At 62.7% G+C, this 13,876-nt stretch carries 13 protein-coding genes; 11 read left to right on the top strand and 2 right to left on the bottom strand.

Annotated features, from left to right (window positions below; translation table 11 throughout):
- Positions 1 to 19: 19 nt before the first annotated feature.
- Complete coding sequence (locus C5J24_RS29280) at positions 20 to 1,297, bottom strand: cysteine desulfurase-like protein (RefSeq protein ID WP_105423047.1); 1,278 nt, start codon at positions 1,295 to 1,297, stop codon at positions 20 to 22.
- 250 nt (positions 1,298 to 1,547) lie between these two features.
- Here C5J24_RS29280 and C5J24_RS29270 point away from each other — a divergent pair, with 250 nt between their 5' ends.
- A complete protein-coding gene (locus C5J24_RS29270; RefSeq protein ID WP_046638008.1) occupies positions 1,548 to 2,240 on the top strand; it encodes a GntR family transcriptional regulator in 693 nt (230 codons plus the stop codon).
- A gap of 42 nt (positions 2,241 to 2,282) precedes the next feature.
- Here the strand turns inward: C5J24_RS29270 and C5J24_RS29265 are convergent, their stop codons facing one another.
- Positions 2,283 to 3,101: a sugar phosphate isomerase/epimerase gene (locus C5J24_RS29265; RefSeq protein ID WP_105423169.1), complete on the bottom strand. Its 819-nt coding sequence runs from the start codon at positions 3,099 to 3,101 to the stop codon at positions 2,283 to 2,285.
- A gap of 401 nt (positions 3,102 to 3,502) precedes the next feature.
- Between C5J24_RS29265 and C5J24_RS29255 the strand changes: the two genes are divergently transcribed.
- From C5J24_RS29255 to C5J24_RS29210, 10 genes are all read left to right on the top strand, one after another.
- The gene (locus tag C5J24_RS29255; protein ID WP_105423041.1) at positions 3,503 to 5,140 is read left to right on the top strand and encodes an ABC transporter substrate-binding protein; all 1,638 of its coding nucleotides are present in this window, start codon (positions 3,503 to 3,505) and stop codon (positions 5,138 to 5,140) included.
- Positions 5,141 to 5,248: 108 nt separating this feature from the next.
- Entirely contained in the window at positions 5,249 to 6,262 is a 1,014-nt protein-coding gene (locus C5J24_RS29250; protein ID WP_105423167.1) for an ABC transporter ATP-binding protein, read from the top strand.
- Positions 6,259 to 7,242 carry an ABC transporter ATP-binding protein gene (locus C5J24_RS29245; protein ID WP_105423039.1) on the top strand — a complete coding sequence of 328 codons (984 nt, stop codon included), beginning with the start codon at positions 6,259 to 6,261 and terminating at the stop codon, positions 7,240 to 7,242. The genes C5J24_RS29250 and C5J24_RS29245 overlap by 4 nt, the downstream gene beginning before the upstream one ends.
- A 12-nt stretch (positions 7,243 to 7,254) precedes the next feature.
- Positions 7,255 to 8,181, top strand: a complete 927-nt coding sequence (locus tag C5J24_RS29240) for an ABC transporter permease (protein ID WP_046665262.1) — start codon at positions 7,255 to 7,257, stop codon at positions 8,179 to 8,181.
- A gap of 12 nt (positions 8,182 to 8,193) precedes the next feature.
- The gene (locus C5J24_RS29235; RefSeq protein WP_105423037.1) at positions 8,194 to 9,075 is read left to right on the top strand and encodes an ABC transporter permease; all 882 of its coding nucleotides are present in this window, start codon (positions 8,194 to 8,196) and stop codon (positions 9,073 to 9,075) included.
- Between the two features lie 373 nt (positions 9,076 to 9,448).
- Entirely contained in the window at positions 9,449 to 10,102 is a 654-nt protein-coding gene (locus tag C5J24_RS29230; RefSeq protein WP_046665260.1) for a TerC family protein, read from the top strand.
- A gap of 279 nt (positions 10,103 to 10,381) precedes the next feature.
- Positions 10,382 to 11,338 (top strand): VOC family protein, encoded by a 957-nt coding sequence (locus C5J24_RS29225; protein WP_105423035.1) that lies wholly within the window; start codon positions 10,382 to 10,384, stop codon positions 11,336 to 11,338.
- A 15-nt stretch (positions 11,339 to 11,353) separates the two neighbouring features.
- Entirely contained in the window at positions 11,354 to 12,082 is a 729-nt protein-coding gene (locus C5J24_RS29220; RefSeq protein ID WP_046665258.1) for a PIG-L deacetylase family protein, read from the top strand.
- Positions 12,083 to 12,095: 13 nt separating this feature from the next.
- Positions 12,096 to 12,767, top strand: a complete 672-nt coding sequence (ligK, locus tag C5J24_RS29215) for a 4-carboxy-4-hydroxy-2-oxoadipate aldolase/oxaloacetate decarboxylase (protein ID WP_105423033.1) — start codon at positions 12,096 to 12,098, stop codon at positions 12,765 to 12,767.
- Positions 12,768 to 12,819: 52 nt separating this feature from the next.
- Positions 12,820 to 13,875, top strand: a complete 1,056-nt coding sequence (locus C5J24_RS29210; protein ID WP_105423031.1) for a 4-oxalomesaconate tautomerase — start codon at positions 12,820 to 12,822, stop codon at positions 13,873 to 13,875.
- The last annotated feature ends 1 nt before the right edge of the window (position 13,876 follow it).

Here is a 13,876-nt window from a genome sequence, read left to right as displayed (position 1 = left end):
GCCCGCGGAGGCTCTCGCTTTATCTGGCCTTGGCGATGATCTCGCCGAGCACCGTGTCGAAGCGGTCGATCTCTTCCACCTTGTTGTAGTGGACCATCGAGACGCGCATGCAGCCTGTCTCCATGGTCAGGCCGAGGCGCTTCATTAGCCGCGGCGCGAACATGTGGCCGTCGCGGCTGCCGATGCTGTTCCTGCCAAGCTCGGTCGAGAGAAATTGCGGCGTCAGGCCCGGAATGTTGAAGCAGATCGTCGGAACCCGCTTTTCCACCTGGGCTTCGTCGGAGACGCCGTAGATCGTGGCGCCGTGCTTTTTCAAGACCGACAGCATCTTTTTCGACAGCGTCTGCTCGTAGGCGCGGATGGCGCCCATGGCGGCGGCAAGCGCATCGCGGCGCGAATGTTCGCCGTCGGGAAGGAACCTGCGGCCGAGCTCTTCGAGATAGAGCACGGCAGCATTCATGCCGGCGACGTTCTCGTACGTGAAAGTGCCGACCTCGATCTTGTAGGGCGGCACGTCCGGAATGAAGTCTTCCTTGAAGGTAGGCAGCTTGACCAGCGCGTCATAACGGCCCCAGAGGAAGCCCATATGCGGCGAAAAATTCTTGTAGCCGGAGCAGACGAGGTAGTCGCAATCCCAGGCCTGAACGTCGATCAGCGCGTGCGGGCCGTAATGCACGCAGTCGAGGAAGACCTCGGCGCCGGCCGCATGCGCCAGCTTGCCGACGGTTGCCACGTCGACGATCGTGCCGATCGAATGGGCGGTCACGGTGCAGGCGACCAGGCGGGTCCTGTCGTTCAGGAGCGGCTTCAGGTCGTCGGTATGCAGCATGCCGTCTTCGCGCATCTTCCACCAGACGATCTGGGCGCCGTCGGCCTCTAGCGCCATCCAGGTGGCGATGTCGGCGTCATGGTCCATGTCGGTGACGATGATCTCATTGCGCTCCTGCAGCATCTTGGCGATGCCGAGGCTGACGAGGCGGATGAATGACGTGGCGTTGAGGCCGAAGGAGATTTCCTCCGGACGGTAGGCATTGACCAGCAGGCCGACCGAGACGCGGGCTTCGGCAATGGTGCGGTCGACGCCCTGGCTGTGGAGATATGGCGCCATGCGCTGCACGTTGCAGTCTACGAGATGGGCCGCGACCGCATCGACGACGGCCTGGGGCACCTGGGCACCGCCGGCATTTTCGAAGAAGATGAAGTCCTTGTATTTCTGGAGGGCCGGAAATTTCAGCCTCAGCTCATCGACCGGAAAAGCCTTGGCGAAGTTGTCGCCTGCCGTGACATGCGTGTTCATGGATTTCTCCCAGGTGTCGTATTTATCAATGAAGAGGGGATGCAGGTGACAACGAACTTCCCCGTGTCTATGTTGGGCCTGTTGCCGAATGAGCATTTGATCAAACTTTCAAATGTTCTATTGTGCCATTGGCATTTGATCAAGGGGAATCGCGTCGGGAACAGCAGAGGGTCCGACGCCCAAGAGACTTGAAGAGCGTGGCCCGTTATGCGAGGCCTGGTTGTGATTTGAATGGGATCAGAGGGCAAGGATGGCGGATAGCGGGCTTTTGAAGGTCACGTCGCGCGTGACCGTTCAGGATACGGTCTACGAACAGCTGCGCCGGGCGCTGATGTGGGGTTCCTTCGCGCCGTCGCAGGCGATCACCATTTCGTCGCTGGCAACCGAGTTCGGGACCAGCCACATGCCGGTGCGCGAGGCGCTCCGAAGGCTTGCGGCGGAAAACGGGCTGGAGATCGGCCATAACGGCTCGGCCCGGGTGCCGGCGGTTTCGCGCGAGCGGCTCGACGATCTCTGCCAGGCGCGCATCGCGCTCGAGGGACTGGCGACGGAACTCGCCGCCAAGCATATGAGCGACGAGGATATCGACCGTTCGGAAGTGCTTGCGCGCGAGCATGAGGAAACCGGCAAGGCCGGAGACGTCTACGGCATGCTGCGCAAGAACCAGGAATTCCATTTCGGCATTTACGAGGCTTCGCGTTCCGAGGTGCTGCCCCAGCATATCGAAATGCTCTGGCTGCGGTTCGGTCCCTATATGCGGATGCTGACCAATTACGTGGAAAAGGAATTCGACAAGGGCGTCGTACACCCGTTCTCGTCCTATCACTTCCGGATCGTAGCGGCGCTTCGCGAGCGCAACGGCGCGCTGGCGCGGGAGATGATGGTGGGGGATATCCTTGCTACCCAGTCGCACCTGCGGGATATGTCTCCGGAACTGCGGTAACCCCGGCGCCGTGCGCCGGGGGTATAAGCTTCAAAGTCCGGCTTACTGGCCGAGGCCGAGCGAAGCGAGATACTCAACGGAAGCCGGAATCTTCGACTTGTCCTTGATCTCGACGATCAGGCGCGGATTGCTGGTGAGATCGGCAAATGCCTGGAAGACCGACGGCCAGAGGATATTGCCTTCGCCGAGCGCCCAGTGGCGGTCTGCGTAACCGTCGGCATCCTGCAGGTGGACGTGCTGCAGGCGGTTGCCGGCTGCCTTCACATAATAATCGACCGGCGGAGCGCCGGTGGAGCCATGCGCGTAATGGGCGTGGCCGGTGTCGATCGAGACCGCGACGGCCGGCGAATTGAAGCTGTTGGCGAGTGCCACGCGGACGTGCTGGTCGATATCCTCGATGTTTTCCAGAACGATCACGGCGCCGATATCCTCGGCCTGCTTGACGGCGTCACGCATCGTCAGATGCACATGCTCGACGACGCGCTCCGGCTCGCCCTTGTTGTTGTCGAGGTTGTTGTAGGACCAGGTCGTATAGGGGCTGTGGGCAACCATCTGCGTCGCGCCGATTGCCGCGCAGACGTCGAGGCCTTGCTTGAGGCGCTTAGCGACGACGGCGCGGATATCCGGGTCATTCGACGCGATTGTGAAGCCCCAGAACGGGCCGTGGATGCCGAGGCGGCCGTCAAAACCGTCCAGCAGCTTCCTGGCGCGCTCGGCAAGCGGCGACCAGTCGCCGTTCAATACGTCGGCGGTGGTGAAATCCTGAAGTTCGAGATCGCGCTGTTTTTCGAAAAGCCAGTTGCGGTGAATTTCGAGCTCGCCAAGCGTCATGGCGGCGCCGATCACGGGAAGGGAGGACATGGAAAACTCCATCGAACAAAGAAAATGTGGGGAGGGGGAATGCGCCGGAAGAAACTCCACGCAGAGGGTTCGATGCCAGAATTTTGTGTCGGCAATATTACATTTGTAACGCAAGGCCATGAAATTTGCATCCGTGTTCAATTTCATCGAATCGCCAAGATAGCGTCACGGAACTGAAACACAGGCTGGCCAAATAACCCCCGTAAATCAGGGGGTCGTCATGAGCGGCAGCAAGACGCTTCTTATCGTTGTTCATCGGGCGAGCGGCTTCATGTCCGCGGCCCGCGCAAATGGCGTGTCGTTGGCGGGCCAGGCTCTGCGAACCCCTTAATCCGTCACCGCTCGGCCCCGCAGGGGACTGATCGAGCTCGTCCATCAACCGAAGCCAAAGGACAAATTCCATGGTCAACTTCACCCGCCGCAGCACGCTTGGTCTTGCCGGCGCCGCTGCCGGTTCGCTGATCCTGCCGCGCTTCTCGATCGCACAGGGCGACAAGCGCCCCTCGATCACCATCGCCGTCCAGAAGATCACCAACAACAACACGCTCGACGTCTGGCACGAACAGTCGAATGTCGGCGAGCGCGTTTTCTTCCCGAATCTCTGGGAGGGCCTCATCCTGCGCAACTGGATGGGCAACCAGGGTCCGATCCCGGGTCTCGCGACCGAATGGAAGCGCATCGACGACAAGACGCTGGAACTGAAGCTGCGCCAGGGCGTCAAGTTCCACAACGGCGATGAGCTGACGGCCGACGATGTCGTGTTCTCGTTCTCCAGGGAGCGCGTGTTCGGCAATACGGAGCCGGCCGGCGGCAAGACGATCTTCGAATCCGAGCACAAGCCGACCACCGTCAAGGAACTGCCGGCTACCGTTCCCGGCGTTGGCCGTCGCCTGTGGCCGGCCCTTGCCGGCGTTGAGGCCTTAGACAAATACACCGTCCGTTTCCACAACGCGACGCCGGATGTCACGATGGAAGGTCGCCTTTATTCCGGCGGCAGCCAGATCACCAACCGCCGCGCCTGGGATGAAGCCAAGTCCTTTACGGAATGGGCCCGCAAGCCGGTTACGACCGGTCCCTACATGGTTGCCGAATACAAGCCGGACGTCTCGCTGACACTCGTCGCCTTCGACCAGTACTGGGGTGGCCGCCCGCCGCTCGCCCAGATCCGCTTCGTCGAAGTTCCGGAAGTCGCCTCGCGCGTCAACGGCCTGCTTTCCGGCCAGTACGACTTCGCCTGCGACCTGCCGCCGGACCAGATCGCCACGATCAGGGCTGCCAAGGGCTTCGAAGTTCAGAGCTCGACCATCTGGAACCACCGCGTTTCGACCTTCAACACCCAGAACCCGATCCTTGCCAACCCGCTGATGCGCCGCGCGATGACGCACTCGATCGATCGCAAGGCGATCGTCGAGGCCCTTTGGGCCGGCCAGACCGTCGTCCCGGCCGGTCTGCAGTTCGAATCCTTCCGCACCTCGGACATGTTCATCGAAGGCTGGGCTACTCCGGAATTCAATCCGCAGCTGGCCAAGGACCTCATCAAGCAGGCCGGCTACAAGGGTGACCCGATCCCGTACCGCCTGCTCAACAACTACTACACGAACCAGACCGCCAACGGCCAGATCATGGTCGAGATGTGGAAGCAGGTCGGCATCAACGTGCAGATCGAAATGAAGGAAAACTGGGGCCAGATCCATGATCCGGCAGGCGTCAAGGGCGTCCGCGACTGGTCGGCTTCCAACACGATCAACGACCCGATCACCCCCCTCGTCGTGCAGTTCGGCCCGAATGGCGAAGTCCAGCAGAAGAAGGACTGGACGAACGTTGAAATGAACAAGCTTGCGCAGGTCATGGAAACCTCCACCGACCGTGCGCTGCGCAAGAAGGCGATCGCCCGCATGCTGGAAATCTGCGAGCGCGAAGACCCGGTCTATCAGGTCCTGCACCAGAACGCTGTGTTCACGGGCATGAAGTCGTCGCTCAAGTGGAAGGCCGCTCCGGCCTTCGCGATGGACTTCCGCTCCTCCAACTGGGCGATCTGACCGGATTGTTTCCACTGCTCCGGCGACCGAAGGGCCGCCGGAGCATCTGTTTTGAAAAGCGGCAATGCCGTCGGCCGGAAACAGCGGAAGGCAGGAGTATGGCGGGATATGGATAGAGCATCGTCCAATCTGGTGGAACTGCGCGACCTCAGGGTCGCTTTCGACGGTGTCCAGGTTCTGCACGGCATCGATCTCAATGTGGGCCGGGGCGAGGCGCTCGGTCTCGTCGGAGAATCGGGTTGCGGAAAGTCGGTGACGTGGCTTGCGGCTCTGGGATTGCTTCCCGGCAAGGCGAGTGTCACCGGTTCCGTGCAGCTCGATGGACAGGAGCTTGCCGGCGGTTCCCGCGAGGCTTTCGAACGGGTGCGGGGCGGCCGGATCGCGATGATCTTCCAGGACCCGTCGAGCTCGCTCAATCCGGTGCTCCGGATCGGCCGCCAGATCGTCGAGGCGCTGGCGCTGCATCGTGGGCTCAGGGGCGAACCGGCCAGACGAGAGGCGCTACGGCTGTTGGACATGGTCGGCATTCCCGATGCCCGCCGCCGTTTCGACCTCTACCCCCACGAATTCTCGGGCGGCCAATGTCAGCGGCTGATGATCGCCATGGCGCTTGCCGGCGAACCGGACCTCTTGATCGCCGACGAGCCGACGACGGCGCTCGACGCGACGATCCAGGCGCAGATCCTCGACCTGCTGATCCAGCTCCGGGCCGAGACCGGCATGGCGACGGTGTTTATCAGCCACGATCTCGGTGCCGTCTCCCAGGTCTGCGAACGGGTCTGTGTCATGTATGCCGGCCGGATCGTCGAGGAAGGCACTGTCGCCCAGCTTTTCTCCGAGCCGCGTCATCCCTATACGCGCGGTCTTTTCGACGCGATCCCGCGGATCGACGGTCCCCGTCACCGGCTCATCCCCATCCCCGGCACGGTTCCGAACCCAAAACATCTGCCCGAAGGCTGTTCCTTCCAGCCGCGCTGTTTTCGCGCGGTCGAGGCCTGTCGCAGCGAGCGCCCTGCGCTCGAGACGTCGGCCGATGGCCGGCAGCTCGCCTGCTTCCGGCCGAATCCGGCCAATGAGCCTGTCGCGGCAAGAACCAGAGTGATCGAGGACATGCTGCAATGACCGCCCTCATCGAAGCGGACAATCTCGTTCGCATCTACCAGATCCGCCGCGGCATCTTTGCGCGGCCGCATCCGGTGCGCGCCGTGGACGGCATCTCGCTGACACTGAAACCCGGCGAGACGCTGGGCGTCGTCGGCGAGTCCGGCTCGGGCAAATCGACGCTCGGCCGGATGCTGCTCGGCATCGACGCCGCGCAGGGCGGCGAAATCAGGTTCGAAGGCAAACCGATGCCGCATCTGAAGACGCCGCAATGGCGGGCGCTGCGGGCGAAGATGCAGTTCGTCTACCAGGATCCGCTGGCAGCCCTCGACCGGCGCGTGACGATCGCAAAACAGATCGGCGAGCCGCTGGAGATCCACAAACTCATTCCGAAGCAGCATCAGGAAGCCCGCGTTGCCGAGCTGATGACGGCCGTCGGCCTGCGTCCGGATCAGGCCGGGCGTTATCCGCACGAACTGTCGGGCGGCCAGCGGCAGCGCGCCGTGATTGCCCGCGCGCTTGCCGCTCGCCCCAAGCTTCTGGTCTGCGACGAGCCGGTTTCCGCGCTCGACGTCTCCATCCAGGCGCAGGTGGTCAACATGCTGCGCGACCTGCAGGAGCAGAACGGCATCGCCATGGTGTTCATCAGCCACGACCTCAAGGTTGTGCGCAACATCGCCGACCGGGTGGCGGTGATGTATCTTGGCCGGATCGTCGAGGAAGCCTCTTCCGACGTGATTTTCCACTCGCCGCAACATCCCTATACCAAGGCGCTGGTCTCCAGCGTGCCGGTGCCGGGCAAGATCCTCGAAGGACGCGTCATCCTCCAGGGCGAGCCGCCGAACCCGGCCAATCGTCCGTCCGGCTGCGCCTTCCATCCCCGCTGTGCACTGGCGCGGGATGTTTGTCGTTCCGTCGTGCCGCAGCTTCGCCCGATCGGCAATGGCCGCACGGCCGCTTGCCATGTCGTTGCCGGCGAAGCCGCCTCGATCGCAGCCTGAGAGGAGCCTTCGATGATCCGCTTCGTAGCCGTTCGGCTCCTTCGGGCCTTGATCACCATCTTTGCCGTCGTCACCTTCGCCTTCGTCGTGCTGCGCATGTCGGGCGACCCGGCGCAGGTCATGCTCGGCCCGGACGTGCCGCAGGAAGCCGTCGACGCGTTCCGCCGCGCCTGGGGGCTCGACCAGCCGCTCTGGGTCCAATACCTCGCTTATGTAAGATCGATCTTCACCGGCGATTTCGGGGTGTCGATGCGCGACAAGGCGTCGGCGCTGGACCTGGTTCTGCAGCGCGTGCCTGCGACGCTGCAGCTCACCCTGCCGGCGCTGCTCCTGAAGCTCGTCCTGGGTATTCCGGCCGGCGTCTACGCGGCGCTGCATCGCCAGAGTTTCGCCGATCGCGGCGTGATCCTGCTGGCGGTCCTCGGCTTCACGATCCCGTCCTTCGTGATGGGCCTGTTGCTGGTGCTGATCTTTGCGGTCATCCTCGGGGTGTTGCCCTCCGGCGGCCAGGATACATGGGTGCATGGCATCCTGCCGACGATCACCATGAGCATCGGCGGCATCGGCATCCTCGCCCGTTTCTCGCGCAGCGCCATGATCGAGGTGATGGGGCAGCCCTATATCCGCACTGCCTCCGCCAAGGGCCTGAAATGGCCTGATGTCGTCTGGAACCATGCATTGCCGAATGCGGCCGTGCCGATCGTGACGATCGTCGGCTTCATGGTCGGCTCGCTGATCGCTGGTGCCGTGGTGGTCGAGTCGATCTTCTCGTGGCCGGGCATCGGACGCCTGCTGATCGTCTCGGTCGGCAACCGCGACCTCGCCGTCGTCCAATGCATCCTGCTGATCATCGCAGCCACCATGGTGGTTTCGAACCTCGTCGTCGACCTGCTCTACGGTTGGCTCGACCCCCGCCTTCGCTCCAACGCGGCGCATTGAGGACAAAGAGATATGGCTACGATCAATCTGTCGGAAACCTCGCGGACGCCCGGCTGGTACGCGACGTTCATCTCGCGCCTGCGCCGCAACGTGCCATTCACCGTCGGCCTCGGCATTCTCTGGCTGGCGGTCGTGGTCGCGGTTGCGATCTTCGCCGACCAGCTCCGCCCCTACAACATCACCGCGATGGACCTGTCGAGCCGACTTTCCCATCCGGGCGCGCTGAAACACCTGCTCGGCACCGATGAACTCGGCCGCGACGTGCTTTCGCGCCTCCTCCAGTCGGTCCGGGTGTCGCTGATCATCGCCTTCGGCGCCACGATCCTCTCGGCTGTGTTCGGCACGGCGCTCGGCTTCGCGGCCGCGCAGTTCCGGGGTGCGGTCGAACATCTCGTGCTGGTGCTTGCCGATTTCCAGGCGGCGCTGCCGTTCCTGATCATGTCGCTTGCGGTGCTCGCCTTCTTCGGCTCGTCCATGGTGCTGCTCGTCTGCCTCATGGGGTTCTACGGCTGGGAGCGTTACGCCCGCATCGCCCGCGGCCTGGCGATCTCGGCAAGCTCGCAAGGCTATGCGGCCTCCGTCGTGCAGCTCGGCGCAACGCCGGCGCGTGTCTATTTCCACCATATCCTGCCGAACGTCGCCTCGACGCTGATCGTCTCGATGACGCTGACCTTCCCGGAAATCATCCTGATGGAAAGCGGTCTTTCCTTCCTGGGGCTCGGTGTGCAGCCGCCGGAGACGAGCCTTGGCAACATGGTGGGGTTCGGGCGCGAATACCTGACCCGCGCGCCGTGGATCATGCTTGCTCCATCGGTCGTGATCATGCTGACGACCCTGTCGATCAGCATTGTCGGTGACTGGCTGCGCGACAAGCTCGATCCCACCCTTTCGTAATCTCGGGGTGGCTCGCTGCAAGTCCGGTGGCCACTTCCATCGATGCCGCTACTGGCGCTGTGGGCGGATTACAACGGATCGTCAACGATCCCAGGCGAAAACAGCCCAAAACCAGCTGTTTCATAAACTCGCCACTTGAGTTTCTGCGATCATGCCGCTAAATCTCACGCCACCAGGACCGGGCCCCTCTGACAGTTCATGCTTGAGCTGTGATGTCGGACTGGATTAGTCCAACTTGGGTGCCTGGTGTTCGTGGAAATCATGTGACGACAACGGCGGTGACCTACGACAGGCGGAAATGCAGGTCGTGAGCGTCTCAAGTTCGTCTCGGTCCACTCGCGGGCACTCCCGCCTTTGAGAGATTGGGTGCCAAATGATGGAATTCTTTACGCCGGAGGCATTGTCCGCCCTCCTGCAGGTTATCATGATCGACCTCGTGCTGGCCGGCGACAATGCGATCGTCATCGGCCTTGCTGCTGCCGGCCTGCCGAAGGAACAGCGGTCCAAAGCCATTCTGGTCGGTATCATTGCAGCGACCGTGCTGCGTATCGGTTTCGCGCTTGCCACGACCCAGCTTCTGCAGATCGTTGGCCTGCTGCTGGCCGGTGGTGTCCTGCTTCTCTGGGTCTGCTGGAAGATGTGGCGCGAATTGCGCACGCCCCATCAGCATGAGGACGAAGCCAACGAAGCGCTGCAGAATGCAGACCTCAACGCCGACGGTACGGTCGCGGGCGGTGCGCCGCGCAAGACTTTCTCCCAGGCTGCCTGGCAGATCGTCATTGCGGACGTCTCCATGTCGCTCGACAACGTGCTCGCCGTTGCGGGTGCTGCCCATGAACATCCAGAAGTCCTGATCTTCGGCCTGGTCCTCTCGATCGCGCTGATGGGTATCGCGGCAAGCTTCATCGCCCGCCTGCTCAACAAGCATCGCTGGATTGCCTATGTCGGTCTCGCCGTCATCCTTTACGTGTCGCTCGAGATGATCTGGCGCGGCTATCACGAAGTCGCACCTTATCTCGGCGTGTAATATCGCCTGGCGCGGCGGTTCTGCCGCCGCGCCCTTTCCTTCGGGCCTCTGACGCCCGTCTTTGCCCGCCGTTTGCCGGGCGGTTTTTCCTGATCTCAACCAAAACTTATGCCGCGTCAGCAGAACCTATTCGTCAGGCTGCTGATCTCCTTTTATGTCTTCATGCCAAGCTGCGGCGCCCATGCGCCGGCCGTGTTGGAGTGGAGGACGCGGGCTCGATTTTTTGGAGGAGATGCGCCTGTCCGCCGGGCGCGATAGATCGACCATCTAGGAAAAGCCATGACCGAACCCTGTTATGATGTCGCCCATCTCGGCCACGTCGAGCTTTATTCAGACCGTTTCGACGAGTCGCTCGACTTTTTCACCCGCGTCTACGGGCTGACCGAAAGCGGTCGCGAGGGCGACAGCGTCTATCTGCGCGCTTATGACGACTACGAATTCCACACGCTGAAGCTCACCAGGCATCACACGACCGGTGTCGGCCATATCGCCTATCGCACCTCGTCTGCCGAAGCGCTGGAGCGCCGCGTCAGGGTAATCGAGGAAAAGGGCTGGGGCGTCGGCTGGACCGAAGGTGATCTCGGTCACGGCCGGGCCTACCAGTTCAAGAGCCCCGACGGCCATCTGTTCGAGCTCTACTGGGACACCAGGGAATATGTGGCGCCGCCGGAAGAAAAGCCGGCGCTCAAGAACATCGCCCAGCGTTACCATGGCCGCGGCGCAAGCCCGCGCCGCCTCGACCACGTCAATCTGCTCGCTGCCGATGTCAGCCTGATCCGCGAGTTCATGACCACGGCGCTCGGCAGCCGGGTCACCGAGATGATCCAGCTCGACAACGGCCGGGTCGGCGGCTGCTGGTTCACCATCAACAACAAGACCTACGATCTTGCCTGCTCCGAAGACCATACCGGTTCGCACGGCCGCTTCCACCATGTCACCTATGCCTGCGACCAGCGCGAAGACATTCTGCGCGCCGCCGATATCTTCCTGGAAAACGGCGTTCATATCGAATCCGGCCCGCACAAGCATGCGATCCAGGGCACGTTCTTCCTCTATGTCTGGGAGCCTGCCGGCAACCGCGTCGAGCTCGCCAATGCAGGCGCCCGCCTGATCCTTCGTCCGGACTGGAAGCCGGTCGTCTGGACCGAAGCCGACCGCAAAAAGGGCCAGGCCTGGGGCATGAAGACGATCGAAACCTTCCACACGCACGGCACGCCGCCGGTGGCACACAAGTAAGTCAAGAGGCATCCCATGGCAAAGACAGCATTGGTCATCAGCGCCCATTCGGCGGATTTCGTCTGGCGTTGCGGCGGCGCGATCGCGCTTCACGAGGAAAAGGGCTACGACGTCACCGTCGTCTGCCTGTCCTATGGCGAGCGCGGAGAAAGCGCCAAGCTCTGGAAAAACCCGGGCATGACGCTTGAAAAGGTGAAGACCGAGCGCCGCAGGGAAGCGGAGAACGCGGCAAAAGCGCTAGATGTCACCGACATCCAGTTCTTCGATCTCGGCGACTATCCGCTGGTCGTCGATCAGGACGCCAAGTTCAAGCTGGTCGACGTGATCCGCAAGGTTCAGCCGGAATTCATGCTCTCCCATTCCAAGTGGGACCCCTATAATACCGACCACATGTACGCGACGCAGGTTGCGATCGAGGCCCGCATGATCGCCCAGGCCTGGGGCCACAATCCGGGCGAAAAGATCCTTGGCGCGCCGCAGCTCTACCTGTTCGAGCCGCACCAGACCGAGCAGATGGAATGGAAGCCGGACGTCTTCCTCGACATCTCTCCCGTCTGGGAAAAGAAGTGGGCGGCCATCCAGTGCATGGAAGGCCAGGAACATCTCTGGGACTTCTACAAGAACGTCGCCGAGAACCGCGGTAACCATTTCATGCGCAATTCCGGCGGCCAGGCCAGCGGACGCAAGTCGACCCATGCGGAAGGCTTCCAGTCGGTCTTCCCGCGCACCGTCGACGAACTTTGATAGGGGCGAACTAATGTCGGTCGTCGTCCAGAATATCGAACGCGCGGATCAGTCGGTCATCGACCAGCTGGCAGCCTGCGGTGTCGCAACCGTCCATGAGGCGCAGGGCCGCAAGGGCCTGCTCGCCAGCTACATGCGGCCGATCTATCCGGGCGCGCGCCTCGCGGCGAGCGCCGTCACCATCTCCGCACCTCCGGGCGATAACTGGATGCTGCACGTGGCGATCGAGCAGCTGAAGGCCGGAGACATCCTGCTGCTCGCCCCGACCAGCCCCTGTGAGGACGGTTATTTCGGCGACCTGCTGGCGACCTCCGCCCAGGCGCGCGGCTGCAAGGGCCTGATCATCGATGCCGGCGTGCGTGACGTGGTCGATCTCACCCAGATGAAATTCCCGGTCTGGTCGAAGGCGGTCTACGCCCAGGGTACGGTCAAGGAAACGCTCGGGTCGGTCAACATTCCGGTCGTCTGCGCCGGTGCCTATGTCCGACCCGGCGACGTGATCGTTGCCGACGACGACGGTGTGTGTGTGGTTGCCCGCGAGGAAGCCGAAGCGGTTGCCAAGAAGGCGGAAGCAAGGGTTGCGGCCGAAGAAGACAAGCGCAAGCGGCTCGCGGCCGGCGAACTCGGCCTCGATATCTATGACATGCGCGGCAAGCTCGCCGAAAAAGGCCTGAAGTATATCTGAGCGGTGGAGGCCGCTTTCCCTTCTCCCGCTGGGGAGAAGAAGGGAGATCGAGATGAGTGACACTGAAACCGGCGTCCGCTGCATGTGGATGCGTGGCGGCACTTCCAAGGGCGGGTATTTCCTCGCCTCGGACCTGCCGGCCGACCGTGACAATTTCCTTCTGCGGGCGATGGGATCGCCCGATCCTCGCCAGATCGACGGCATGGGCGGCGCCCACCCGCTGACCTCCAAAGTGGCGGTGGTTCGGAAGTCCGATCGGGAAGGGGTTGATGTCGACTATCTCTTCCTGCAGGTCTTCGTCGACCAGCCGATCGTCACCGACGCGCAGAACTGCGGCAATATCCTCGCTGGCATCGGGCCTTTTGCCATCGAGCGCGGGCTGGTGGCCGCCCGGGGCGACAAGACCGAAGTCTCGATCTTCATGGAAAATACCGGGCAGATCGCCATTGCGACCATCGAAACGCCCGGCGGCCAGGTGACCTACAAGGGCGACGCTCGGATCGACGGCGTGCCGGGGACTTCGGCGCCGGTACCGATCGTGTTTGCCGATACGGCCGGCTCCTCCTGCGGCGCGCTGCTGCCGACCGGAAATCCGGTCGACATGATCGAAGGCGTCGCCTGCACGCTGATCGACAATGGCATGCCCTGCGTCGTCATGCGCGGCGATGTGCTCGGGATTACCGGCACCGAGAGCCCGAAGGATCTTGAAGCGAACCAGGAGCTGCGCGCCAAGCTTGAAGCGATCCGCCTGAAGGCCGGGCCGATGATGAACCTTGGCGACGTTACCAAGAAATCCGTGCCGAAGATGACGATGGTCTCTGCACCGACGGCGGGCGGGGCGATCTCGACCCGCACCTTCATTCCGCACACATGCCATGATGCGATCGGCGTGCTCGGCGCGGTCAGCGTCGCGACCGCCTGCTTGCTGCCGGAAGGCCCGGCTTCGGACCTGGCCGTCATTCCGGAAGGCGACGAGAAGCTGCTGTCGATCGAGCATCCGACCGGCGAGATGAGCGTCATCGCCACGATGAAGGATGGCGAAGTCCATCGTGCGGCGGTGTTGCGCACGGCGCGCAAGCTTTTCGACGGTGTGGTTTTCGGCGACTGAG

It is taken from the genome of Neorhizobium sp. T25_27, from assembly GCF_002968565.1.
GTDB lineage: Bacteria > Pseudomonadota > Alphaproteobacteria > Rhizobiales > Rhizobiaceae > Neorhizobium > Neorhizobium tomejilense.
The sequence above is the reverse complement of the archived record's forward strand: the minus strand, read 5'-3'. Positions and strand labels throughout refer to the sequence as shown.